At 56.8% G+C, this 25,250-nt stretch carries 22 protein-coding genes; 12 read left to right on the forward strand and 10 right to left on the reverse strand.

Annotation, left to right across the window (positions count from 1 at the left end; translation table 11 throughout):
• Positions 1–150: 150 nt before the first annotated feature.
• From ACMGGR_RS02475 to ACMGGR_RS02490, 4 genes are all read right to left on the reverse strand, one after another.
• Positions 151–1,071 (reverse strand): nucleoside hydrolase, encoded by a 921-nt coding sequence (locus ACMGGR_RS02475; protein WP_414148078.1) that lies wholly within the window; start codon positions 1,069–1,071, stop codon positions 151–153.
• A 28-nt stretch (positions 1,072–1,099) separates the two neighbouring features.
• Positions 1,100–2,641: an amino acid ABC transporter permease/ATP-binding protein gene (locus tag ACMGGR_RS02480; RefSeq protein ID WP_246759933.1), complete on the reverse strand. Its 1,542-nt coding sequence runs from the start codon at positions 2,639–2,641 to the stop codon at positions 1,100–1,102.
• Between the two features lie 21 nt (positions 2,642–2,662).
• Positions 2,663–3,472: an ABC transporter substrate-binding protein gene (locus ACMGGR_RS02485; protein ID WP_414148898.1), complete on the reverse strand. Its 810-nt coding sequence runs from the start codon at positions 3,470–3,472 to the stop codon at positions 2,663–2,665.
• Positions 3,473–3,537: 65 nt separating this feature from the next.
• Positions 3,538–4,050: a flavin reductase family protein gene (locus ACMGGR_RS02490; RefSeq protein ID WP_414148079.1), complete on the reverse strand. Its 513-nt coding sequence runs from the start codon at positions 4,048–4,050 to the stop codon at positions 3,538–3,540.
• Between the two features lie 227 nt (positions 4,051–4,277).
• Here ACMGGR_RS02490 and ACMGGR_RS02495 point away from each other — a divergent pair, with 227 nt between their 5' ends.
• The 3 genes from ACMGGR_RS02495 to argE are packed head-to-tail and all read left to right on the forward strand — an operon-like array spanning position 4,278 to position 6,523.
• The gene (locus ACMGGR_RS02495) at positions 4,278–4,697 is read left to right on the forward strand and encodes a RidA family protein (protein ID WP_246759939.1); all 420 of its coding nucleotides are present in this window, start codon (positions 4,278–4,280) and stop codon (positions 4,695–4,697) included.
• A gap of 1 nt (position 4,698) precedes the next feature.
• Complete coding sequence (locus tag ACMGGR_RS02500; RefSeq protein ID WP_414148080.1) at positions 4,699–5,376, forward strand: DUF1028 domain-containing protein; 678 nt, start codon at positions 4,699–4,701, stop codon at positions 5,374–5,376.
• The gene (gene argE, locus ACMGGR_RS02505; RefSeq protein WP_414148081.1) at positions 5,369–6,523 is read left to right on the forward strand and encodes an acetylornithine deacetylase; all 1,155 of its coding nucleotides are present in this window, start codon (positions 5,369–5,371) and stop codon (positions 6,521–6,523) included. Before ACMGGR_RS02500 ends, argE begins: the two co-directional genes overlap by 8 nt.
• A 9-nt stretch (positions 6,524–6,532) precedes the next feature.
• On the opposite strand, the gene ACMGGR_RS02510 is transcribed toward argE, so the two are convergent.
• A complete protein-coding gene (locus tag ACMGGR_RS02510) occupies positions 6,533–7,483 on the reverse strand; it encodes a LysR family transcriptional regulator (protein WP_414148082.1) in 951 nt (316 codons plus the stop codon).
• 348 nt (positions 7,484–7,831) lie between these two features.
• Between ACMGGR_RS02510 and ACMGGR_RS02515 the strand changes: the two genes are divergently transcribed.
• From ACMGGR_RS02515 to ACMGGR_RS02535, 5 genes are all read left to right on the forward strand, one after another.
• Entirely contained in the window at positions 7,832–10,240 is a 2,409-nt protein-coding gene (locus tag ACMGGR_RS02515; protein WP_414148083.1) for a glycoside hydrolase family 3 C-terminal domain-containing protein, read from the forward strand.
• The gene (locus tag ACMGGR_RS02520; RefSeq protein WP_246759945.1) at positions 10,237–11,319 is read left to right on the forward strand and encodes an ABC transporter substrate-binding protein; all 1,083 of its coding nucleotides are present in this window, start codon (positions 10,237–10,239) and stop codon (positions 11,317–11,319) included. Before ACMGGR_RS02515 ends, ACMGGR_RS02520 begins: the two co-directional genes overlap by 4 nt.
• Positions 11,320–11,350: 31 nt before the next feature.
• Positions 11,351–13,114: an ABC transporter permease subunit gene (locus ACMGGR_RS02525; protein WP_414148084.1), complete on the forward strand. Its 1,764-nt coding sequence runs from the start codon at positions 11,351–11,353 to the stop codon at positions 13,112–13,114.
• Positions 13,111–14,148 carry an ABC transporter ATP-binding protein gene (locus ACMGGR_RS02530; protein WP_246759947.1) on the forward strand — a complete coding sequence of 346 codons (1,038 nt, stop codon included), beginning with the start codon at positions 13,111–13,113 and terminating at the stop codon, positions 14,146–14,148. The genes ACMGGR_RS02525 and ACMGGR_RS02530 overlap by 4 nt, the downstream gene beginning before the upstream one ends.
• Before the next feature lie 247 nt (positions 14,149–14,395).
• Positions 14,396–15,646: a flavin-containing monooxygenase gene (locus tag ACMGGR_RS02535; RefSeq protein ID WP_414148085.1), complete on the forward strand. Its 1,251-nt coding sequence runs from the start codon at positions 14,396–14,398 to the stop codon at positions 15,644–15,646.
• A 40-nt stretch (positions 15,647–15,686) separates the two neighbouring features.
• On the opposite strand, the gene ACMGGR_RS02540 is transcribed toward ACMGGR_RS02535, so the two are convergent.
• Both ACMGGR_RS02540 and ACMGGR_RS02545 read right to left on the reverse strand, forming a co-directional pair.
• The gene (locus ACMGGR_RS02540) at positions 15,687–15,992 is read right to left on the reverse strand and encodes a putative quinol monooxygenase (RefSeq protein WP_246759950.1); all 306 of its coding nucleotides are present in this window, start codon (positions 15,990–15,992) and stop codon (positions 15,687–15,689) included.
• 32 nt (positions 15,993–16,024) lie between these two features.
• The gene (locus ACMGGR_RS02545; RefSeq protein ID WP_246759951.1) at positions 16,025–16,603 is read right to left on the reverse strand and encodes an NAD(P)H-dependent oxidoreductase; all 579 of its coding nucleotides are present in this window, start codon (positions 16,601–16,603) and stop codon (positions 16,025–16,027) included.
• A gap of 232 nt (positions 16,604–16,835) precedes the next feature.
• Here ACMGGR_RS02545 and parC point away from each other — a divergent pair, with 232 nt between their 5' ends.
• The 3 genes from parC (at position 16,836) to ftsP (ending at position 21,529) form a co-directional block, all read left to right on the forward strand.
• Positions 16,836–19,109 (forward strand): DNA topoisomerase IV subunit A, encoded by a 2,274-nt coding sequence (gene parC, locus ACMGGR_RS02550; RefSeq protein WP_414148086.1) that lies wholly within the window; start codon positions 16,836–16,838, stop codon positions 19,107–19,109.
• 170 nt (positions 19,110–19,279) lie between these two features.
• Entirely contained in the window at positions 19,280–20,017 is a 738-nt protein-coding gene (locus ACMGGR_RS02555; protein WP_246760123.1) for a 1-acylglycerol-3-phosphate O-acyltransferase, read from the forward strand.
• A 93-nt stretch (positions 20,018–20,110) separates the two neighbouring features.
• A complete protein-coding gene (gene ftsP, locus ACMGGR_RS02560; RefSeq protein ID WP_246759953.1) occupies positions 20,111–21,529 on the forward strand; it encodes a cell division protein FtsP in 1,419 nt (472 codons plus the stop codon).
• Between the two features lie 70 nt (positions 21,530–21,599).
• Here the strand turns inward: ftsP and ACMGGR_RS02565 are convergent, their stop codons facing one another.
• Together ACMGGR_RS02565 and dkgA are read right to left on the reverse strand one after the other, a co-directional pair.
• Positions 21,600–21,872, reverse strand: coding sequence for a DUF1471 domain-containing protein (locus ACMGGR_RS02565; protein WP_246759954.1), 273 nt, complete (start codon positions 21,870–21,872; stop codon positions 21,600–21,602).
• Positions 21,873–22,293: 421 nt separating this feature from the next.
• A complete protein-coding gene (dkgA, locus tag ACMGGR_RS02570) occupies positions 22,294–23,118 on the reverse strand; it encodes a 2,5-didehydrogluconate reductase DkgA (RefSeq protein ID WP_246759955.1) in 825 nt (274 codons plus the stop codon).
• A gap of 244 nt (positions 23,119–23,362) precedes the next feature.
• Here dkgA and ACMGGR_RS02575 point away from each other — a divergent pair, with 244 nt between their 5' ends.
• Positions 23,363–24,256 carry an AraC family transcriptional regulator gene (locus ACMGGR_RS02575; protein ID WP_246759957.1) on the forward strand — a complete coding sequence of 298 codons (894 nt, stop codon included), beginning with the start codon at positions 23,363–23,365 and terminating at the stop codon, positions 24,254–24,256.
• Positions 24,257–24,528: 272 nt separating this feature from the next.
• On the opposite strand, the gene ACMGGR_RS02580 is transcribed toward ACMGGR_RS02575, so the two are convergent.
• Positions 24,529–25,188 carry a DedA family protein gene (locus tag ACMGGR_RS02580; RefSeq protein ID WP_246759958.1) on the reverse strand — a complete coding sequence of 220 codons (660 nt, stop codon included), beginning with the start codon at positions 25,186–25,188 and terminating at the stop codon, positions 24,529–24,531.
• Positions 25,189–25,250 lie beyond the last annotated feature (62 nt).

Here is a 25,250-nt window from a genome sequence, read left to right on the forward strand (position 1 = left end):
TTTATTTCCGCGCGACGGCGATACCCCTCGTTTTCGCTCAGGAAAGCGGCGCATCCACCGCCTCGATTCCTGCGCGACGGCAATATCCCCCCATTTTTGCTCAGGAAAGCGGCGTATCCACCGCCTCGATTCTCGCGCGACGGCAACTCGCTAACGCTGCAAAATCGCCAGAAAAGCCGCCTTCACCTTTTCAGCCTCTACGCCCAGGCAGAGGGTTTGCGCGCGGCAGTCTGCATAGGGATCGAAGCGGGAGGCGAGCGGGCTGACTTTATGCAGGGTTTGTCCCAGCGTAATGCCTTCCGTAACCACCCGCACCGGTGCGCTGACGGTGACAAAAAGCTCGGGATGCGTCAGCCATAAAATCGTCAGCGTATCGTGCAGCGCCATGCCTTCAAATCCTTCCCGCGCCAGGCTGTATTGCAGATAGCCTCTGGAGATCTGCTCTAAAACCGGCACGTTCAGCGCCCGGATCTCATCACCGGTAATCAGCACCTCGTGGGTTACGTCCAGCGGCAGCACGGTCACGGGCAGGGCGGAAGAAAACACCTGATCGGCGGCATGCGGATCTTTCCAGATATTAAACTCGCTGTGCGGCGTCACGTTTCCCGCGTGGCCGTTAGTGCCAAAGGCACCGCCCATCATCACCAGCTCTTTTACCAGCGGAATGATATCGGGCGCCAGGTTGATTGCGGCGGCGATATTGGTCAGCGGGCCGATAGCCACCAGCGTTACTTCGTGCGGCAGCGCCCTGACGGTGTCGATAATAAAGCTGACGGCGTTGCCCGCCTCTTCATCAAAGGGATTGTCCAGCACGTCGCCTAATCCATCGCCACCGTGTACCGTTGTGGCGCTGGCCGAAGGAGAGAGCGCCAGCGGACGCGAGCAGCCGCGAAACACCGGCGCGTTACAGCCAATCAGCTGAGAAAAAAGGCGGGCGTTTTTCACCGCCTGGCCGACCGCTACGTTACCGAACACGGTCGTAATGCCGAGGATCTGCTGGGTCCTGGCGGCGCAGGCCAGTGCAAAAGCGTCGTCCACGCCGATATCCGTATCAAAGATGATTTTTTTCATCGCATGCTCGCTCAATAAACGAAGAGGGCTAGCGCGGCAAGGCGTCCAGCTCGGGCGAAAAATGTACGTCTTTCAGGAAGGCGCTGACGCGAGGATGGTCGCCGCCGCGCAGAGCGTCCGGGGCATCATCGCAGACCACGCGGCCTTTCTCCATAAAGACAATGCGATCGGAGACCTTGAAGGCGAAATTCATCTCGTGCGTCACAATTATCATCGTAATGCCTTCACCCGCCAGGTTTTCAATTACCTTTAACACCTCGTTGACCTTTTCAGGATCCAGCGCGGAAGTCGGTTCGTCAAACAGCATAATTTGCGGGCGCATCATCAGCGCGCGGGCGATGGCGACGCGCTGTTGCTGGCCGCCGGAAAGCTGATGCGGATATTTAAATGCGTGCTCCAGCATGCCAACCTTTTGCAGCAGCACGCAGGCGTGATGCTTCAGCTCGCTAAGCGGCGCCAGACGATGGTAGCGCGGAGCCAACAGCAGATTGTTCATCACGGTAAGGTGAGGAAACAGATTAAAGCTCTGGAATACCATTCCAATATTTAACCGATGTTCGTCGTGCTCAATAAAGCGCGGCCGGTGCGCGCCCTGCTGGCTAAGGCGGATAAAAGGCTGGCCGTTAATGCGGATTTCGCCGTTATCGATCTGTTCCAGACCGTTCAGTAAGCGGATCAGGGTGGTTTTTCCCGAGCCGGAAGGGCCAATCACGGAAACCACTTCGCCCGGCTGAACCTGCAGGCTTACCGCGCCCAGCACTTCCACATTGTTATAGGCTTTATGCAATTTTGCCGCCTGTAAAGCAGGTGCCTCGCCCACGGTCTGGCGCACGGCGGCGGAAAAAGGCCTGGCTGCCAGCGTGGTCAAAGCGGTATCGGGCTTGCGGGCGCTGTTCCTGCGGGTCACGTCCAGATAGCGCTCCAGTCGCTTCAGCAAGAAGTCGAATACCGTCACGATAAAGACATAATAAAATGCTACCGCCGCCATGGTTTCCATCACCAGAAAATTCTGCGAATAGAGGCGTTGGCCGACCATCAGGATCTCGGTAAGCGAGATCACGGACACCAGCGAGCTAAGCTTGACGATAGAAATATACTCATTGGCCAGCGACGGCAGCGCCACGCGCAGCGCCTGCGGGATCACCACGCGCCACTGGATGCCTACATAGCGCAATCCTAGCGCCCGCGCGGCTTCCCGCTGGCCTTTGGGAATAGCCAGCAGGCCGCCGCGATGAATTTCGGCAATATAGGCCGTTTCGCTCAATACCAGCGCAATCAGCCCGGCCCAGAAAGGATCGCTGAGCAGGCCGCTCGTGCCGGGCAGCGCCTGCGGCAGGTTATAGACAAAAATCAGCAGCACCAGCAGCGGCAAACTGCGAAACAGCCAGATATAAGCGCGGGCGGGCAGTGACAGCCAGGGGCGCGAGGCCTGCTTGCCCAGCGCCAGCACAAAACCCAGCACGATGCTGATGATCCAGCTTGCCAGGCTCAGCTTGATGACCGTCCAGGTCGCCAGCCAGAAATCTGCATCGTCAAGCAGGCTTAGTAAGTAGTTCCAGTCGAAAGTCATATCAGCTCCTGGCACCAGGGATTAAGGTTTCAGCGCCTTGATATCGGCATCCTGCGGTTCCGCCAGGTGGTACTTCTGTAACAGCGTGGCGTAGTTGCCACTGGCCTTATAGGCAGCGATACCGTCGATAAGCTGCTGTTTAAATGCGGTATTCTCTTTGCTGACGCCCAGCCCAATCAACACAGGATAAAGCAGCGAATCTGAGCTCACCGCCAGGCGGCCACGCATCTTTGCCACCAGCTGGCTGGCGACCGCGGCATCGGTCATTTGTACTTCAACCGCGTGGGAAAGCAGCGCCTGCGTGGTCTGCGGATCGGTGGAATATTCGCTGACCATAATTGGCTTCAGACCCTGTTTCGCGCAGTAGTCTGTAGAAAGCGCGTGCAGTTTTTCCAGCCAGTAGGTGCCCTGCATAGAGCCCACTTTATGGCCGCAAAGCTCCTCTGGTTTTTTCGGTTTAAAGCTGCTGCTCTGCAACGTAATCAGCGATTCGCCGGTTTTCAGATAGGGGATCATCTTAATGATCTTCTGGCGTTCCGGCGTGATAAACAGCGCGGAAGCGATCAGCTCATAGCGTTTTGACTGAAGACCCGGGATCAGGCTGGTAAAGCGCGTATCGACATACACGGGCTGAAGCTTCATCGCCTGCGCCACGCCGTTAATAAATTCGATATCAAAACCGGCCGGCGTTTTGCCATCCAGGTACTCATAGGGCGGAAAGGTCATATCGGTACCGACCATAAGTTTTCCCGGCGTCATTACTGCGGCCTGAGCGCCAGCGGCGGCAACAGAAAAAACGGCGGCGGTAGCAAGGTGGCGAAAGTTAATCATCATTATTCTCCGGTGCAGGTGAGTCAGTTTTTAGCCCGGCGCATGCTCATCGCCGGATCTTATTTTTAATGCTGATCGCGCTGGATCAGGACAAACTGCCGTGCCTGTCTGGCCAGCGGCGTGCCGTGGTGGCGATAAACGGTTGTGACCTCTCCCGTCAGCAGAACGCAGCCGTACAGCGTCAGCCGTTCCACCAGCAAACAGTCAAGGCTGGCGACAGCACCGGCCAGGAGCGGATTACCTTCAGCGCTGCTTTGCCAGCTACCATGCGTAAAGGCTTCGCTGGTCGGGGACGTTTTCGTGAACAGCGAAGCCAGCGCTTTCTGTCCCTCAGCCAGTACGTTGACGCAAAAGCAGCCGTTAGCCTGCACAACCGAGCCAAAAGGCTGATCGGACGGCAGTACAATAACCAGCAGCCGACGCTCGGCACAAAGTGAAGCAAAAGTGGTAACAGTGCAGCCAGCCTGGCCGCCGGGGCCATCGCTGGCCGCGATGGCGACGCCGGTCACGCAGCTCTCCATCGCGTTGATAAAAGCGTTGCGGGCAATCGACGGCAGAGCCTGAACGGTAGAGACCATAGCGAATTCCTGTGCAAGTGAAGTCTGAGTATGTTCATGGCGTCCGCAAAAGATAAATGCGTATTTTTTTATGCTAAGGCACCAAAAAAACGAGGCAGTAACAGGCCAGTTTTTCCTTAGCTTCTACAGAGAAAAAACCTTATTTATTTTCCCGGCGCTAAAGCACAAAAATGAGGCTTAAGCTGGCGGCAGTGCCAGCGTCACTTTTTGCCCAGAGGGAATCGCCCATGAGCCAACCAACCCATACCCGCATTCGCATGTTCAATACCAAAGACACCTATCCCAACCAGACGCTGGATAACGATCTGTGTCAGGCGGTGCGGGCTGGCAACACCGTTTACGTGCGCGGTCAGGTCGGCACCGATTTCGCCGGTAATCTGGTCGGGCTGGGCGATGCCGGTTTACAGGCTGAGCAGGCGATGAAAAATATTCAACAGCTGCTGGCCGAAGCGGGCAGCGACCTGAGCCATATTGTTAAAACCACTACTTACATCATCGATCCGCGCTACCGCGAGGCGGTTTATCAGGTCACCGGCAAATGGCTGCGCGGCGTTTTTCCCATTTCTACCGGCCTGGTAGTTTCGGCGCTGGCGCAGCCGCAGTGGCTGGTGGAAATTGACGTTATCGCCGTGATCCCGGAGGCATAACATGACTTTTTCTATTGCCGGTTTTTGCCCACGCAGCGGCCAGTACGGCATCGCGCTCAGCTCCTCCAGCATGGCCGTAGCGGCGCGCTGTCCATGGCTGATGAGCGGCGTGGGCGCGGTTTCCAGCCAGAACGTCACGCTGCCCTCGATAGGCCCGGCCATCCTGCAACGTCTGGCGCAGCATGAGAGCGCCGGGTCCGCACTCAAAGCGGTAATGGACGCGGAACCCTGGGCCGACTGGCGGCAGGTCACGGTGCTGGACCGTCACGGCCAAAGCGCCGTTTTCTGTGGCTCGCGTACCCTGGGCGTGCACCATAGCCGCCAGGGCCTGAACTGCGTCGCCGCAGGTAATATGCTGGCAAACACCGGTGTCATTGAGGCGATGGTCAGCCAGTTTTGCGCTGATACCACGCTGGCGCTGGGCGACCGCCTGATCGCCGCTTTACAGGCCGGTTTACGCGAAGGTGGCGAAGCCGGGCCGGTAGCTTCAGCCGGCATAAAAATCGTCAGCAGCGAGAGCTGGCCGCTTACCGATCTGCGCATTGACTGGCACGAGCAGGATGCAATTGGCGAACTGGCGCGGCTCTGGCAGCGGTGGCAGCCGCAGAGCGAAGCCTATCTGGCCCGCGCCATCAATCCTGCGGAAGCACCTCGCTATGGCGTGCCCGGCGATGAGTAATCCAGCCACCCGCGAGCTGCTGGCAGACCTTATCGCTTTCGCCACGGTCAGCCGCGACAGCAATCTGGCGCTGATTGATTACGTGCAGCGCTACCTGGCGCGCTACGGTATCGACAGCGAAATGATTGCCGACGCCAGCGGCGAGAAGGCCAATCTGCTGGCGGTTATCGGCCCGCAGGATCGGCCGGGCATTGTGCTTTCGGGCCATACCGACGTGGTGCCGGTCAGCGGTCAGCAATGGCACAGCGATCCTTTTGTGCTGCGTGAAACGAACGGTAAACTTTTTGGTCGCGGCACGGCCGACATGAAAAGTTGGCTTGCCGCCGTGCTGGCGCTGGTGCCGCAGTTGATTGCACAGCCGCTGCGCATGCCGGTCTGGATCGCTTTCAGCCACGATGAAGAAGTAGGCTGCAAAGGTGTGCCGACACTGCTGGCACGGCTGGCGCAAAAAACATTGCCGGCGCTCTGCCTGGTTGGCGAGCCTACGGAAATGCGTCCCGTTTTCGGCCATAAAGGCAAAATTGCGCTGCGTTGCGAGGTCACCGGCCATGCCGCTCATTCGGCCTATACGCCGCAGGGCGTTAACGCTATCGAATACGCGGTGCGCATCATCCAGTCATTAATGACGCTGGCAGAGCGGCTGAAGCAGGAGCGCAATCCGGGGTTCGATCCGCCTTTCTCCACGCTGCAAACGGGCGTTATCCACGGCGGCGAGGCGCTAAATATCGTGCCTGAGCGCTGCTGGTTCGACTTTGAAATCCGCTCGCTGCCCGGCGTTTCGGTACAGCCGCTGGTCGATGAAATCATCCACTGGTCTCAGCAGCATCTGCTGCCAGAGATGCGGCAGATTGCCGTCGGCTGCGATATTACCTTTACCCCGTTAAGTCATTACCCGGGCCTACAAACGCAGGCCGCGACCACGCTCGAGCAAGTGCTGGCCCTCTTACCGCCACCCGCCGCCGTCAACACCGTTGCTTTTGGCACTGAAGGCGGCCTGTTCCAGCAGCTCGGCATCCCTACGCTGATCTGCGGCCCAGGCTCAATGGCACAGGGCCATAAGGCCGACGAATTTGTTAGCCTGCCTCAGCTGGCCGCCTGCGACACGTTTTTGGCTGACCTGTGTTGCTGGTTGCGTGAACCGACGTAACATGGCGCGTCAGGCCTGGGCCGCCAGCGGGACTCTTTCACTGCCGCTAAGGTGGGCCGGCGTCAGCTCCTGCGAGCGGCAGTAATCCATAAAAAGCTGCGTCGGGCGCGTCGGCTCCGCGTGCCGCAGATGCGCCATCACCAGACAAGAACCCTCCATCTCATCGCGGATCGTTACTCGCTTCACCCGCTTACCGTCATAGGTAAAGTCAGGAAAAGGCCGCGTTACCAACAGTGAAAAGCCAAAGCCCTGACCAACCATGCAGCGTACCATCTCAATCGACGGGGAACTGAAGGCGACGTTCGGCGACAATCCCTTTTGCTTGAAGATATCCAGGAAATAGTTGCGGCTCGGCACTACGTCCAGCAGGATCATCGGCTCATGGCTCAGCTCTTCCAGACTTACGCTGTCGCGCAGGGCCAGCGGATGATCGTCAGGCAGCAGCGCGTAGGGTTTTTGCGGAGCCTTTAACTGTTCGGCATGAATGCTGCTGTCCAGCTCGTGACGATAAAGAATAGCCATATCAAAACGGCCGCGATGCAGGCCATCGGTCAGCTCGTGCTGCTCACCGTCGTAAATCTGCACTTCAATATTGGGATAGAGTTTTTTAAATCCGGCGATCAGCTTGGGCATATAGAGCGGTGCGGCGGTCTCAAAACAGCCTACCGATAGCGTGCCCGCCACCATATCGTTATCCGCCCGGGCGTTTTGCTCAAACTGACGCGACATCCTGATAAGCTCTGCAGCCTTTTCATAAAAACGGCGGCCGCTCGGTGTCAGGGAGACGCCCTGTGCGTGATGGCGGATAAACAGCTGTTGCTCAAAACTCTCCTCCAGGCTTTTGATGGCGGTAGAAATAGAAGGCTGGGCAATATGCAAATGGCGGGACGCCTCGGCGATACTGTGATGCTCCACCACGGTAATAAAGTATTTCAACTGTCTGAGGGTGAAATGGGCCATGGGCAGGTGCTCTCTCTGGATAGTATTTGTATAGGTCAGAGCTTTCGGTAAAGAGTAAAAAGCGATCTAGCTAAGAAAGAGCAATAAGCGTGCCAGTAAAAAATGCAGCACAGAGCAAAAAAAGCCGCTGCCGCTGCGCTCAAATTGTGCAACTCCCGTCTCAAAAGCGCTATTCCGGGGCAATAACGCCACAGGTTTTTTTGCTGGCTTAATGCCCACGCTGCATAGTTTTTTTAACCTTAGTAACAAGCAAATTACTACTTTCTCCGCGCTTTCGGAGCGGGCCATAGTGAAGCCTGTTTCCGTGGCGATCGCTCGCCACGTCACCTGACGGGGAAGAGTAAAGGCATGAGCGCTATGTTTGAGCACGGGGAATTTCTATCGCTGGCTAAATCGATGACGCCGGAAGAGCTAGGCGTGCAGCTCAGCGGCTACGGCATGTGGAAAACCGCGGCCAACGCGCGGCTGGGCATTCCATCAGTGGTAATGACGGACGGCACCTACGGCGTACGCTACTCCATTCAGCAGATCGAGCAGGACGAAAAGGGCGGCCAGGATTTTGCCGCCTTTCTGAACGTGGTTAACCAGCGGGCAAAAGATGTCGAGGTCGCCTGGGGCACCATGAAACCCGCAACCTGCTTTCCGAATGGCTCCAGCTTTGCCTGTAGCTGGGATGTGGCGCTGGCGCAAACCCTGGGTGATGCGCTGGGCCGCGAGTGTCAGCATCTTGGCGTCAACGTGCTGCTGGGGCCGGGCATCAATATTCGCCGTACGCCGTTGGGTGGCCGCAGCTACGAATATTATTCTGAAGATCCTCTCATCAGCGGCGAGCTGGCCAGCGGCGTTATCAACGGGCTACAGCAGCGCGGCGTTGGCGCTTCGCTCAAGCATTTCGCCTGCAACAATTCAGAAGTCGAACGTACCAGCATGGATTCAATCGTGGAGGAGCGCGCACTGCGCGAAATCTATCTGCGTGGCTTTGAGCGGGCAATCAAACAGTCGCAGCCGTGGACGGTAATGAGTTCTTATAATCGGCTGAACGGCGTGCACACCGCAGAAAACAGCTGGCTGCTGAACGAGGTGCTCCGTAGCGAGTGGGGTTTTGAAGGCGTGGTGATTGCGGACTGGCACGGCATTAAAGATCGCCCCGCTGCGCTGCTGGCAGGCAACGATCTGGATATGCCGGAAAGCGAAACCCGCCGCGCCAGCCTAGTACAGGCGTTGGCCACGGACGACACGCTACGCGCTACGGCGGAAACCTCGGCGGCGCGGATTCTTCGGCTGGTGCAGAGAGCTAAAGCGGCAGAGCAGCCGCAAACGCCAATGGACGTCGAGGCTCACCATCTGCTGGCGCGCCGCATGGTCGCAGAATCAATAGTGCTGTTGAAAAACCGTGACGACACGCTGCCGCTGGAGAAAAAAAACTGCCAGAAACTGCTGATAGTTGGCGAAGGGGCCAAAAAACCGGTGATTCAGGGATCGGGTTGCGCCACCACTACGCCGACGCGCGTCGATATTCCCTGGCAGGAGATCCTGAACTATTGCGGCGATGAAATCGCAGTGAGCTGGCTACAGGGCAGTAGTGATGACGCGACACAGCAACAAAGATTGCTTGATGAAGCCTGTATCGCCGCGCACGAGGTAGATAAAGTCGTGGTCTTCGTTAATAGCGAAGATGGCTACGACGGCGAGGGTTCTGACCGCCGCACGCTGGGGCTACAGCAGGGGCATGATGAACTGATCCGCGCGCTCGCCGCCGTTAACGATCGCGTTATCGTGGTGCTGGCCAATCCGGATGCGGTCGTCATGCCGTGGCTGCCGCAGGTTGGCGCGGTAGTCGAAACTTTCTATGCCGGACAGGCGATGGGCGGTGGCCTGGCGGACGTACTTTTTGGCGCGGTCAATCCGAGCGGCAAGCTGACCGTTACTTTTCCACAACGTATGGAAGATATTCCCGGCTGGCACAGCTATCCCGGCGAAAATGGCCGTCACTTCTACAGTGAAGGGCTATTCGTCGGCTATCGCTGGTATGACGCGCGTCAAATCGAGCCGCTGTTCCCCTTCGGTTTTGGCTTGAGCTACAGCTCTTTTGCCTATAGCGCTATCACCCTTGACCGCGATAGCCTGCGCGAAAACGACGAGGTTAACGTTAGCTTTACGCTGACCAATACCGGCGAGCGCGCGGGTAAAGAGGTCTGTCAGCTTTATAGCCACTATCTCACGACAGGCCGCTCGCGCCCGCTACAGGAGCTTCGCGCCTTCTGTAAAGTTGAGCTACAGCCAGGCGAACAGCGGCGCATTACGCTGACCGTGCCGGCCAGCGATTTACGTTACTACCACACCGGCCGCCAGCAATGGATCCTGGAAGAGGGCGAGCTTTGCCTCAGCGTTGGGCCGCATTCGCGCGAGCTTCCTTTGCGGGCAACGCTGAACTGTCTAAGTAAGGTAGCGCGTCACCGCCTGATTTCACGCGATACGCAGCCCATCTTTGTGCTGGATAACCCGCTGGCGCGCGAACACTTTAATCGCTTTTTACAGCAGCAGCTGGTGGTCAGCATGGACGATGCCGATCGCATGCTGGAACACTGTAGAAACTCGTTTTTCAGCATTTTTACTACCTTTGATCGCCGCTTTCGTCAGCGCTTTGCACCCGAAGCCATCGACACCCTGATCCTGACGGTTAACGCCGCTATCAGGGAACAGGAAACCTCCCCATCGGCAGCAATGCCGCACTACGCAGCAGGAAATAAACCATGACTGACAAGCACTATTCGCGCCGTGATGCACTGAAACTGGGTTTGGGCGTTGTGGCGACGGCCGCCGTAGCCCCGATGATGGTCAGCCGTAAAGCGCAGGCGGCGGAAGTGACCACGCTGACGGTTGCCGACGTGGGCGGGCCTTACGGAACGGGCTTCGGTAAAGCTTTCTATCGTCCTTTTGAAGAGGCGACCGGCATCAAGATTATTAATACCGTGCTGGGGCCAGATCCGGTGCCGCAGTTTCAGATGATGGTCGATACCAAAAATTACCTGTTCGACGTGGCGCTGCTTAATCCGGAACATCTGGTCAGGCTAAACAAGCTCGGCAAGCCCTATCTGGAAGATCTGCATATTCAGGTGCCGGATCCACAAAACTACGTGAAAGGCGCAATAACGCCGCAGTTTGGTGGCGTCAGCATCTATGCGCTGGCGCTGGGCTACCGTACCGATACCTTCGCCCAGGGTAACGCGCCGACCAACTGGACGGACTTCTGGAACACCACGAAATTTAAAGGCCGTCGCGGCCTGTGGCGTAGCCCGGTCTGTACGCTGGAACTGGCGCTGATGGCGGATGGCGTTGCGCCGGACAAACTCTATCCACTGGACGTTGATCGTGCCTTTCGCAGCCTGGATAAGATCCGCAGCAGCATTGATATCTGGTGGACCAGCGGCGCGCAGGCGACGCAAATGTTGCAGAGCGGCGAGCTGGATATGATGAGCATCTGGAGCACGCGCGCCCAGACCGCCATTGACGCAGGGACGCCAGCTTCTATTGCGTGGGGGCAGGGGCTCTACAACATCGACGGCTTCACCATTCCGCACGGCAGCCCGAAAGTCGACGCCGCCCGTAAGTTCGTGCAGTTCTGCATGGACGCTAAGCGCCAGTCGCTTTATACCAGCGATCTGGCATGCGGACCCACCACGGTTAAAGCCTATGACTTTATCGACAAACAGAAAGCGCTGATGCTGCCGACGGCTCCCGACCATATTAAGGGGCTGGCATTGCTGGGCGCGGACTACTGGGGTGAGCATCAGGTGGCGCTGACCGAGCGCTTTGAAAAGTGGGTAATAAGCTGATGCCGCTGGCGGCAGGCTAAAGGAGGCTATTTTGGCAGAACTTGCAACGACGGCGGCAAAAAGCCGCCTGCTAAGCACGCGCTTGCGCTGGCATCCGCTATGGCTGACCGCGCCGGGGCTGCTGTTTCTGGCGCTGTTCCTGGCCTGGCCGACGCTGAAGCTGATGCTGCTAAGTTTTCAGAACGACGACGGCAGTTTTTCACTGGCGGTCTGGCAACAGATGTTTGGCGCGGGCATTTACGTAAAGGTGATGCTGAATACTTTTATCATCGCGCTGCAAACCACGCTCGCCTGCCTTATTGTTGGCTATCCGGCGGCTTACTGGCTGTCGCAGCGTCGGGAAGCCACGCGACGACGTCTGATGTGGCTGATCCTGCTGCCGTTCTGGACCAGTGCATTGTTAAAAAATTTCGCCTGGCTGGTGCTGCTCTCGCGGCGCGGTATCCTTTCAGAACTGCTGATGTCGCTGGGCAGTGAACAGCCGTTAAACCTGCTCTATACGCGCGGCGTGGTGGTATTTGCGATGACGCACAGCATGCTGCCGCTGGCGATTATTACCATGCTGCCGACCATGAGCGGTATCGATCGCGGTCTGCTGCGTGCCGGACATACGCTGGGCGCGTCGCGGGCACAAAGCTTCTGGCGCATCTTTTTTCCGTTGTCGATGCCGGGCGTCGTGGCGGCCTGTCTGCTGATTTTTATCGGCTCGCTGGGCTTCTTTATTACGCCAGCCCTGCTCGGCAGTCCGCAGGATTCGGTTATCGGGCAGCTGCTGATTACCCAGGTGCAGCAGTTGCTGAACTGGCGGCTGGCGGGCGCGGTAGCGATGCTGCTGCTGCTGGTCACGCTGGTCGTCTGCTTCTGCTATGACAGGCTGTTTGGCATGTCGGCCATTTCCGGCGGTGAAAGCCATAGCCGCAGCCGCCTGATTCGCCAGCTGGGTTATGCCATGACCGCCGCTGCCGCAAAATGCTGCGATATCGTTGCCCGGCTATTGCCGGTACGAATGGGCTGGCTACTGCCGCTGTTCAGCATCCTGACCATTGCCATACTGGTGTCGCCGGTACTGGCGTTTCTGCCGATGGCGTTCAGCAGCAGCAGTTTTTTACAGTTTCCGCCGCCGGGTTTTTCCCTGCGCTGGATGGAAACCTATCTTGGTTCACCTGTCTGGATGGGCGCAACGCTACGCTCCTTCGGTATCGCGCTGGTGACCGGCATGCTGGCCGTCACGGTCTCCGGCATTGCGGCCTTTGGGCTGGCGCGCTATCGGGGAAAATCGGCTAGCCTGGTGGTGATGACTTTCCTGCTGCCGATGATTATTCCCAATATTGTGACCGCCGTAGCGCTGTTCTATCTCTTTGCCACCCTGGGGCTGGTGGGATCGAATCTGGGCATCATCCTTGGCCATACGGTGATGGCGATCCCGGTCGTCTTTGTGCTGATCCTCACCACCTTTAAAAGCTACGACTGGCGGCTGGATCAGGCCGCGGGCACGCTGGGCGCAAGCCGTTGGCGAACGCTAAAAAGCATCACGCTGCCGCTGATCAAAAGCAGTCTGGTCGCCGCCTTTATTTTCGGTTTCCTTAACTCTTTTGAAGAGCTGACCGTGGCGCTGTTCGTTGGCGGCGGCGTGAAGCAAACGCTGCCTAAACAGATGTGGGACGACGTACTGCTCTCGGTGACGCCAACGCTGGCCGCCGCGTCGGTGATCATCCTCGCTATTGTCACGCTGCTGTTTATCGTTGCTGAACGCTCGCGCCGCAGGGCGGAGCTGTTACAAGGAGAATCATTATGAGTGCGGTAAAACTCAGAGTAGAGCAAATCGCTAAATATTACGGGCCGACAAAGGTGCTACAGGACCTGGATTTGTCGGTGCAGAAGGGCGAGCTGCTGACGCTGCTTGGCGCTTCCGGCTCAGGCAAAACTACGCTGCTGCAAATTATCAGCGGCCTGACGGAACCCACCAGCGGGCGGCTGCTGATTGACGGTAAAGATGAGACCCATACGCCGGTACATCAGCGCGATATCGGCGTCGTATTCCAGAACTATGCGCTGTTCCCTCATTTAACCATTGCAGAAAACGTTGCCTTTCCGCTGCGGATGCGCAAGCTGGCCGGTGCGGAAATCTCCCGCAAGGTTAAGGCGGCGCTGGAAATGGTCGAACTGGGACATGCCGCACAGCGCTTTCCCCGTGCACTATCCGGCGGTCAGCAACAGCGTGTGGCGCTGGCGCGATGCCTGGTTTATCAGCCGGAAATTATCTTAATGGATGAGCCGCTGGGCGCGCTGGATCGTCAACTGCGCGAAACCATGCAGATGGAGATCCGCCGTATTCACCGCGAGTCGGGCGCGACCATTATCTTTGTTACCCACGATCAGGAAGAGGCACTGGCGCTCTCCGACCGCATCTGCCTGATGCACGAAGGGCGTATTGTGCAGATCGACACGCCGCAGGCGATCTATGACCGGCCTGAGTCTGCCTTCGTGGCGCGCTTTATTGGTCTTTCCAACATTATTAGCGGAGAGATCCGTGACGGACGGATGGTAACGAAGCAGGGCAGCTTCGCGCTACCGCAGGCGACAACCTATCCAGCCAGCGCCTCGCTGGTGATCCGCCCCGAGCACGTTCAGGTTTTACCAGCGGGCGCGGCTTCGTTACAGGGCGAAATCTGTGAGCGCATTTACGCCGGTTCGGAAACCCGGCTGGTGGTACGGCTGGCCGATGGGGAACGCTTTATCGTGCGGCGCAGCGGCCTGGCGGTAGACAACATTGGCGATCGCGTCTCGCTGGACTGGGACGTGCGGCAGAGCAGGTTACTGACGGCCTGAAGTCAGCTGTTTCCCTGAAGCAGATAAACGTACCGGTGCCGATAAGTACCGGACGTTATTGCGTCGTAAAAAAAACGCATCGGGCAGAAAAGTGCTTGAAAAAGAGCGATCTCATCACGTGTTTTAGCCTCATTTATTTATCTTCAGGGGCCAGTTTTTTACTAATTTACCGGACGGTGACGGTTGAATAATCTGGGCGCATACGCCGTGCTGGAGAGATCCAGCTAACCTTATTTAAGGATGCAGGATGACCGTTGAAATGAAAACAGACACGCTGGTAATAGGCGCAGGCCAGGCGGGCGTGGCGATGAGTGAACATCTGACGCGCCTCGGTATTGACCACCTGGTGCTGGAAAAAAAACGCATCGCCGAAGCCTGGCGCTCGGGCCGCTGGGATTCACTGGTGGCTAACGGCCCGGCCTGGCACGATCGCTTCCCTAATATGACTTTTCCCGGTATTGCAGCCGACGGTTTTGTACCAAAAGAGCAGGTCGCTGACTATTTTGTTGCCTATGCCAACAAGTTCAACGCGCCGATCCGCACCGGCGTGGAGGTTACCAGCGTTACCCGCAATCAGGGCCGGCCCGGTTTTACTGTAAAAACCTCTGAAGGGGTGATTGAGGCGCAGCACGTGGTCGCCGCTACCGGCCCTTTTCAGACGCCGGTTATTCCGGCGATTGCGCCAGTAGATGACTCGCTGCATCAGCTGCATTCAGCCCACTATTTTAATCCGCAGCAGCTGCCGGAAGGCGGTGTACTGGTGGTGGGTGCCGGTTCCTCTGGCGTGCAGATTGCCGACGAGCTACAGCGCGCGGGCAGAGAGGTTTATCTCTCCGTCGGGCCGCACGACAGGCCGCCGCGCGCCTATCGCCAGCGTGATTTCTGCTGGTGGCTGGGCGTGCTGGGACTATGGGACGCTGCAGCCAGCCAGCCTGGCAAAGAGCACGTGACTATCGCGGTCAGCGGCGCTCGCGGCGGGCATACCGTCGATTTTCGGGCGCTGGCGCAGCAGGGCGTAAAACTGGTGGGATTAACCGAGGCTTTTCAGGGGAGTAAAGTAACTTTTCTGCCCGATCTTGCAGAGAACATTGCGCGCGGTGACGAGAACTATCTTTCGCTGCTGGATGCCGCCGACGCCTATATTGCGCGCAACGGTCTTGATCTGCCTGAGGAACCGCAGGCGCGCGACTTTCTGGCCGAGCCAGCCTGCGTGACGGATCCTATTTTGCAGCTCGATCTGACGGCGGCAGGCGTAAAAACGATTATCTGGGCTACGGGTTATAAAGCGGATTATAGCTGGCTACAGGTGGATGCCTTTGACGAAAACAAGAAACCAAAGCATCAGCGCGGCGTCTCCAGTGAAGCGGGCGTCTATTTTCTGGGGCTGCCGTGGCTGTCGCGGCGCGGCTCGACCTTTATCTGGGGCGTCTGGCACGATGCAAAATATATTGCCGACCATATCGCCACACAGCGCAGCTATAGCCTTTACGGAAAGTGATAAACGCAAAAGGGCGAATCAAATTCGCCCTTTTTTAGTCTTACGCCGGTTCCAGCACAAATATCCTTACATCCAGCACGTCATCCTTAATCCGGCTACGGTGCTCTTCCATATGTGCCGCCTGCTGATGTTGCTCCAGATGCCGCAGAGAACTCCATTGCTCAACCATAAAGACCGAGTCGGGCGAATTCTGCTTCCACGGCACCTGGGCCTGATGATCCACCAGCATGCGGTAACTGCCGCAGCCTTCTTCTTCCAGCACTCTTTGCGTCACTTTTTCAATCGCCTGCATTACCGCGCTACGGCGGCCGGGCCTGACACAAATTTCAGCAATGACGGTGAGCATGGACGTTCCTTTTGAGATGTAAGTCTTAACAGTTAAGCAAAGATTTGGCCCAGGTGGGTCTGATAGCGCTCAATATCACGCGGAATGTCCGGCTGCTTGATGACATCATTACAGATAAAGGTCGGCAGGCCTTCCATGCCAAGGAACTGATTAGCCTTGTGGAAATGCAGATAAAGACCGTCCACGCCCACGCCTTCAAAGAACTGATCCGGATCGGTAAAGGCTTCCAGCGGCGCGTTCCAGGTCAGCGACAGCATATATTTTTTCCCCTGAAGCAGCCCGCCGGAGCCATACTTCTTAGAGGCGTCGGAACGGCTGCGGCCGTCGCTGGCATACAGCGCGCCGTGGCCTTCAGTAAAGACTTCGTCGATATATTTTTTCAGGATCCACGGCTCGCCCATCCACCAGCCCGGCATCTGATAGATCACCGTATCGGCGGCAAGGTACTTTTGCACCTCATCGGCAACGACATAGCCGTCGTCGACCACGGTGATATCGACCTCATGGCCCGCATCACGCAAAAAGGTGGCGGCTACTTCGGTCATGGTGTGATTCAGTTCACCTTTAGAGTGCGCAAAGGTTTTTCCGGCGTCGATAATAAAAATACGCATGCTGTTATTCTCCAGTAAAAGAAAGCTGGCCTCAGTGTACGCGCGAGGCCAGCCGATAAAAATGCGTATTACGTCACAATACTTTTGCCATCTGAGCAATAATCTCGACGGCAAAAGCGCTTTTTCCCGTCACGGTTATCTGTGACAGCAACGGCCCGGATAAGGTACTATCCTCGCCAAACGGCCCGATGTGGCGAGCCCGTTACGCCACGGTGTGAGGAATAAAAAAGTAATGAGTGAACTGACTCAGGATGGGGCAGAGCGTCGCGCTCTGCATAAGTTTACGGAAGAGGCCTACCTTAACTATTCCATGTACGTCATCATGGATCGCGCGCTTCCGTATATCGGCGATGGCCTGAAGCCAGTACAGCGCCGCATCGTCTACGCAATGTCCGAGCTGGGACTGAACAACAGCGCCAAATTTAAAAAGTCTGCCCGTACCGTTGGTGACGTGCTGGGTAAATATCACCCGCACGGCGACAGCGCCTGCTACGAAGCGATGGTGCTGATGGCGCAGCCTTTCTCCTATCGTTATCCGCTGGTTGACGGCCAGGGAAACTGGGGTGCGCCGGACGATCCGAAATCCTTTGCCGCGATGCGTTACACCGAGTCGCGCCTGTCAAAATATGCCGAGCTGCTGCTGGGCGAGCTGGGCCAGGGCACCGTGGACTATGTGCCCAACTTTGACGGCACCATGCAGGAGCCTTCCATGCTGCCTGCGCGCCTGCCGAATATTCTGCTGAACGGCACCACCGGCATCGCGGTAGGCATGGCGACAGATATTCCGCCGCACAACCTGCGCGAAGTCGCCAACGCCGCCATAAAGCTTATCGACGCGCCAAAAACCACGCTGGATGAATTACTGGATATCGTGCAGGGGCCGGATTACCCGACGGAAGCAGAAATCATCACCCCGCGCGCCGAGATCCGTAAAATCTACCAGAACGGTCGCGGCTCCGTGCGTATGCGTGCCGTCTGGAAAAAAGAAGATGGCGACGTGGTGATTACCGCGCTGCCGCACCAGGTTTCCGGCGCGCGCGTGCTGGAGCAGATCGCGGCGCAGATGCGCAATAAAAAGCTGCCGATGGTTGAAGACTTGCGTGACGAATCGGATCACGAAAGCCCAACGCGTCTGGTGATTGTGCCGCGTTCTAACCGCGTGGACATGGATCAGGTGATGAACCACCTGTTTGCCACCACCGATCTGGAAAAAAGCTACCGCATCAACCTGAATATGATCGGGCTGGATAACCGTCCGGCGGTAAAAAACCTGTTGGAAATCATCAGCGAGTGGCTGGTTTTCCGTCGCGATACCGTGCGTCGCCGCCTTAACTTCCGGCTGGAAAAGGTGCTCAGGCGCCTGCACATTCTGGAAGGTTTGCTGATCGCTTTCCTCAATATTGACGACGTTATTCATATCATCCGCAGCGAGGATGAGCCGAAGCCGGTGCTGATCTCACGTTTTGGCATCAGCGAAACCCAGGCCGAAGCGATTCTGGAGCTGAAGTTACGCCACCTCGCCAAACTGGAAGAGATGAAAATCCGCGGCGAGCAGGACGAGCTGGCCAAAGAGCGCGATCGTTTACAGGGCATTCTGGCTTCTGAACGTAAAATGAATTCGCTGCTGAAAAAAGAACTCCAGGCTGACAGCGAAGCTTATGGGGATGAACGCCGTTCTCCACTGCGCGAACGCGAAGAAGCCAAAGCGATCAGCGAAAACGAGCTGGTGCCGTCTGAACCCGTCACCATCGTGCTGTCGCAAATGGGATGGGTACGCAGTGCCAAAGGTCACGATATTGACCCGAGCGGCCTGAGCTATAAGGCAGGCGACAGCTATCGTGCGGCGGCGCGCGGCAAAAGTAACCAGCCGGTAGCCTTTATTGATTCCACCGGGCGCAGCTATACGCTTGAACCGGTTACGCTGCCTTCCGCGCGCGGGCAGGGCGAGCCGCTAACCGGTAAGCTGACGCCGCCGCCGGGCGCGGTTGTTGAACAGGTGCTGATGGAAGCGGACGATCAGAAACTGCTGATGGCTTCCGATGCGGGCTATGGTTTTGTCTGCACCTTCAGCGATCTGGTTTCCCGCAATCGTGCCGGTAAAGCGCTGCTGACGCTGCCGCAAAACGCCAGAGTCATGACGCCGCAGGCGATCTATCACGAAGACGATCTGCTGCTGGCGATCACGGCGGCGGGCAGAATGCTGATGTTCCCGGTTGGCGATCTGCCGCAGCTTTCAAAAGGCAAAGGCAACAAGATCATCTCGATCCCTTCAGCGGAAGCGGCTTCCGGCGAAGATAAGCTGGCCTGGCTGCTGCTGCTGTCGCCACAAACGTCAATCACGCTGCACGTTGGCAAACGCAAGCTGACGCTACGCCCGGAAGATTTACAGAAGTTCCGTGCCGAGCGTGGACGCCGCGGCACGCTGTTGCCGCGCGGCCTGCAGCGTATCGATCGCGTTGAGGTTGACGCGCCGCAACGACCAGCGAGTGGCGATAGCGAAGAGTAAAAGGCCTGCCGCAAGGCGCTAACCCGGTGAAAAGCAGACTATTCTGCTAATTTGAGGATATACTGCAACCGGCGCGCCGCATAAGGCGTAACCTCTCGGCAGTTCCTGTGCGCGGCCGCTGTACGTGGTCGCCCGCAGCGCTGCTTATGACCAGCAATGATGAGGAAGTGATGCTGTCAATTTTACGGATCGTTGTGACCGTCTTGTATTCAATTCTGGTGTGTGTATTTGGCTGTATCTGGTGTCTGTTCAGCCCGCGCAATCCTCGCCACGTCGCCACTTTTGGCCATCTGTTTGGCCGCCTGTCGACGCTGTTTGGCCTGAAGGTCGAGATTCGCAAGCCGCAGGGATCGGACAACTATCCTAATGCGATCTATATCGCAAACCACCAGAACAACTATGACATGATCACGGCGGCAAAAGTCGTGCAGCCGACTACCGTAACGGTAGGAAAAAAGAGCCTGTTGTGGATCCCCTTCTTTGGGCTGCTCTACTGGCTGACCGGTAATCTGCTGATCGATCGTGATAACCGCAACAAAGCGCACGGCACCATTAACGAGCTGATAGACCAGTTTAAAAAGAAAAAGATCTCTTTCTGGATGTTCCCGGAAGGAACCCGTAGCCGTGGACGCGGCCTGCTGCCGTTTAAAACCGGCGCTTTTCATGCCGCTATGGCTGCGGGCGTACCGATTATCCCGATTGTCGTCAGCAATACGCACGACAAAATTAAGCTTAACCGCCTGAATAACGGTCTGGTTATTGTCGAAATGCTGCCGCCGATTGATACGTCAGCCTTTGCGGACAAATCCGTGCGCAAGCTGGCAACACACTGCCGCGAACTGATGGCGGATAAGCTGGCAGAGCTGAATGCGGAAGTGGCCGCACGGGAAGCCGCAGGCAAAAGGTAGTACCGGCCAACTTCTGGTCAACACAGCATGCAACAATCATAAAAAATGGCTAGCGGCGGCCCGGCGGGCTGCCTTTTGGGTTACGGAGTTTTTATGTCCTTCAGTCGACGTCAGTTTATCCAGGCATCGGGCATAGCGCTGTGCGCCGGTGCGCTGCCCGTCAGCGTACGTGCCGCCGGGCCAGGCAATGCTTTACCGGTGCCGCCGCTTATTGAGTCCCGACGCGGCCAGCCGATTTTCCTGACCCTGCAGCGCAGCCACTGGTCGTTTACCGGCGGCAGTAAAGCCCAGGTTTGGGGGATCAACGGCCTCTATCTGGGGCCAACCGTCAGGGTCTGGAGCGGCGACGACGTTAAGCTGATTTACAGCAATCGCCTGAATGAACCTGTGGCGATGACCGTCAGCGGGCTACAGGTGCCCGGCGCGCTGGCTGGCGGTGCCGCAAGGATGATGTCGCCAGGCGTTGACTGGGCACCGGTGATTCCGGTTCGCCAGGCCGCCGCTACCTGCTGGTATCATGCCAATACGCCCAACCGCATGGCGCCGCACGTTTACAACGGCCTGGCCGGGATGTGGCTGGTGGAAGATGAGATCAGCAAAAAGCTTCCGCTGCCGAACCACTACGGCGTCGATGATTTTCCGCTGATTATCCAGGACAAGCGCCTCGATAATTTTGGCGCGCCGGATTACAGCGCGCCTGCCAGCGGCGGTTTTATGGGCGATACGCTGGTAGTTAACGGCGTACAAAATCCCTATGTTGAAGTCTCGCGCGGCTGGGTGCGGCTGCGGCTGCTTAACGCTTCCAACGCCCGTCGTTACCAGCTAAAAATGAGCGATAACAGGCCGTTTAACGTTATCGCCAGCGATCAGGGTTTTCTGCCCGCGCCTGTAGCGGTGCAGCAGCTTTCGCTGGCGCCAGGCGAGCGGCGTGAAATTCTGGTGGATATGAGTCAGGGTGATGAGGTGTCGATTACGGCCGGTCAGGCGGCAGGCATCGTCGACAGGCTACGCGGCCTTTTCGAGCCTTCCGCTATTTTGACCTCCACGCTGATACTCACGCTGCGTCCGACCGGCCTGCTGCCGCTGGTCACCGATACGCTGCCAATGCGGCTGCTGGCCGACGAGCTGATTGAGGGCAGCGTGAGCCGGATGCGGGAGTTTCGCCTGGGCGATGCGCAGCCCGGTATTAACGGCGCGCTGTGGGATATGAACCGCGTTGACGTGCAGGCGCAGCAGGGCAGTTTTGAACGCTGGGTTATCCATGCGGACATGCCGCAGGCGTTTCATATTCAGGGCGTGATGTTCCTGATTAAAAACGTTAACGGCGCACAGCCAATGGTCGAAGATCGCGGCTGGAAAGATACGGTATGGATAGATGGCAGCGTGGAGCTGTTTGTCTCTTTCACGCAGTCAACGTCCGAACACTTCCCGTTTGTCTACTATAGCCAGACGCTGGAAATGGCCGATCGCGGCTCGGCGGGACAGCTACAGGTTCAGCCTCTGGCGCAGTAAATAAAACCCGCCCTGGCTCGGCAACCAGGGCGGGAAAATAAGGCCTTTGCGAAAATAAACGGGTAAGCGGTTATTTTGCTTTTTCGAGAACGATAGCCGTACCGCGCCAGTGGCTGGAATCGCCAGGCCTGTCCAGTGAAGTAATATACATATATTCTCCGCCCTTTTTATCCACTTCGGCCCGTAAAGCCTCCAGCGCCTTAGATTTGCCGCCCATAACGTTAGAAATGGAGACGCGTTCTTTTTTAACGTAATTATTCAGCTCGCTTTTTGGAACAATCTGCGCGGCAAAAACGGAGCCGGTGATCAGCATTAGCATGACGGCGGAAATTACTTTCTTCATGGTTATTCTCCATTGCTATTGATGGGATAAAGCACTTTCCGCAGCAGTATACTGAGTTTATCGGCTGTATAGTCGTGCTCTTAGCAATGGCAATTTATTCAATTGATTAGCTGAACCTATCAGGAGGAAATGAAAACCGCGTGATTTTAATCTTCACGCAAAGTTTTATTATCATAACCAAAGCAGTGCGCTGTTTTTATTCGGGTTTGCCGGGCGGATAATAATAATTAAAAAGAGAAAGTTTCCGCTATTTAACGAATGTTTTTAACATCAATAATGCATAAAAAAGTTAACTGTTTATCCGATGTTTAATTCATCCAGGGCGTAACGCCGTTTTACCAGCCATGGATTAGCTAAAGCTGGCTGCTGTAATAACGAGGCCGGGCGCATGGCCCGGCCTTGCAGGAGCAACTTATACCCTTTAGTTCAGCTCGTCCGGGTGTGGCCCCAGGCGATTACCGCTGTCCAGCGTGGCAATCTCGCTGATTTCCGGTTTTTCCAGACGGAAATCGAACACCTTAAAGTTTTCTTCAATGCGCGATGGCGTAATCGATTTTGGAATCACCACCAGGCCGCTGTCCAGATGCCAGCGGATAACGATCTGGGCAGGCGTTTTACCATATTTCTTCGCCAGGTTTTTAATCACGGCCTGGTCAAATACGCCTTTGCCGCCCTGAGCCAGCGGACTCCAGGATTCAGTCTGGATCTGGTGCATCGCATTCCACGCGTGCAGCGTACGCTGTTGCATCATCGGATGCAGCTCAACCTGGTTGATCACCGGACGCACGCCCGTTTCATCCATCAGTCGCTTCAGGTGCGCTTCCTGGAAATTACAAACGCCGATGCTTTTAGTGAGGCCCTGTTGCTGTAGCTCAATCATCGCTTTCCAGGCATCGACATAGTTATCTTTTTCCGGGCAAGGCCAGTGCATCAGATAGAGATCGACACTTTCCAGCTGCAGTTTTTTCAGGCTGCTTTCCAGCGCCTGCGGTACGTTCTGTTGATCATCGTTCCACAGCTTGGTGGTAACAAAAATATCTTCACGGGCGACCGGACTTTCCTGTAACGCCTGGCCGATACCTTCCTCATTTTTATAGGCTGCGGCGGTATCGATGGAGCGATAGCCTACCGACAGCGCTTTAAGAGCGGCCTGACGCGCCTCGTCAATGCTTGCCTGCCAGACGCCCAGTCCGAGCTGGGGCATCATATTGCCGTCGTGAAGCTTGATAATCGGTTGCTCTGCCATGGTTCTCTCCTTTGCAGCGATGGTGCCGACGCTTCTGCGTCGGGAAGTGACACTAAGTTTAGTTGAGATTGGCGGCCCTTTTATGCAATTAAGATTAATGAGCGCGTTAGCAAACCGACCAGGCTTTAAATCGCCGACGCGGCATGCTCATTTCTGCTTTCCTCTTGCCTGTTTCTCTTCGGGACTGGATGAATGAAACAGGATTCGGCATGATGCCGGTTCTGTTCTCTCTGGGGGAAAATTCATGGATCGCAATACGCTTTGTGCCAGGCTTGCGGGTCAGGTGGTGCAGCTGATCAACTCAACGCCGGATGTGCAGTCGCTGCTGCCCGATATCCGGCTTATTTATGCCAGCCAGCCCAGCGGTCGCACGCCGGTGCTTTACTCCTCGGGCATTGTGATTCTGTTTCAGGGCCGGAAAACCGGCTATCTGGGCAACCATGTTTTTCACTATGACGCGTCGGAATATCTGATGCTTACCGTGCCGTTGGCGGTAGAGTGCGAGACTTTTGCCACGCCGGAAGAGCCGCTGGCTGGCATCCTGCTGAACGTTGAGCCGGTCAAATTGCAGGATTTGCTAATCGATATCGGCGAAGACGACAGTTTTCATCCGCTGCCGCAAACGCGCGGTATCCACTCTGCGCCGCTGACTGAAACCATGCTGTGCGCAGCGGAACGCCTGCTGGACGTTATGCAAAACCCGCGCGACGCCAGAGTACTGGGGCCGCAAATCGTGCGCGAGCTGCTTTACCATGTGTTGACGGGGCCGTGTGGTGGCGCGCTGATGGCGCTGGTCAGCCGCCAGACGCAGTTTAGCCAGATAGCTCGCGCGCTACGGCGTATCCAGCATCACTACACGGATAATCTGAGCGTGGAGCAGCTGGCGGCAGAAGTGAACATGAGCGTGTCGGCCTTTCACCACAATTTCAAAGCGGTAACCAGTACCTCGCCGTTACAGTATCTGAAAAGTTACCGGCTCCATCAGGCACGAATGCTGATGCTGCATGAAGGGTTGAAGGCGAGTGCGGCGGCAATGCGGGTAGGGTATGAAAGCGCCTCGCAGTTTTCGCGCGAGTTCAAACGCTACTTTGGCGCTACGCCGGGCGAAGAGATTGGCAGAATGCGTCAGGCAGAATAGAAAGAGAGGCAGGGCAGGTAAGCGGTTAGCGAACGCGTCGCTGCGATTGTTGCCAATGGCCAGGGAAGCCAGAAGCCGTTGCGATTGTTGCCAATGGCCAGGAAAGCCTGAAGCCGCTGCGATTATTGCTAATGGCTGAGGAAGCCTGAAGCCGTTGCGATTATTGCCAATGGCCAGGGAAGCCCGAAGCCGCTGCGATTGTTGCCCACGGCTGAGGAAGCCGAAAGCCGCTGCGATTATTGCCAACGGCTGAGAGAGGTTAACAGTTGTACCTATTGAGAAGCCTTTTTCCGCTTGAACACCAGCGCCAGGCTGCCGACAAGACCGATGCAGAGCAGGACCAGCGGCAGAATCATCAGCACCGACATCACCTGATCTTCATGGCGTTTGATAAAGGGCACCTGGCTTATCGCATAGCCAAGCGAAACCAGAATGCCGACCCAGAGCAGGCCGCTGAGCCAGTTAAAAAACTGAAAGCGAGAGTGCGTCAGGCCAGAAATACCGGCCATGGTTGGCAGCAGCGTCCGGACAAAAGCCAGAAAACGGCCAAGCAGTAATGCCATCAGGCCGTGGCGGTGGAACAGGCTCCAGGCGCGCTGGTGATACTGGGCGGGCAGATGCATCAGCCAGCCTCTGACCAGCTTTGTATTACCCAGCCAGCGGCCCTGTAGATAGCTCAGCCAGTAGCCAAGGCTGGCCGCCAGCGTCAGAATAACAAGGGTAGGGAAGAAGCCCATCACGCCTTTGGCAATCATGGCACCCGCCAGCAGTAGCAGGCTGTCGCCAGGCAAAAACGCGGCGGGGAGCAGTCCATTTTCCAGCAGCAGCGTAACAAACATCACCGCATAAACAATCCAAATCACATCGGGATTGGCCAGAGCGGCAAAATCCTGATGCCATAGCGCCCGCACAATCTCATGAAATACCGCCATCTCATATCCTGTTTACCGCATCAATGCTATTAGTGTACTCGTAAAACTCTGCGCCAGCGTTG

Origin of the sequence: Erwinia sp. BNK-24-b (genome assembly GCF_047456155.1) — a bacterium.
GTDB classification, from domain to species: domain Bacteria; phylum Pseudomonadota; class Gammaproteobacteria; order Enterobacterales; family Enterobacteriaceae; genus Erwinia; species Erwinia phyllosphaerae.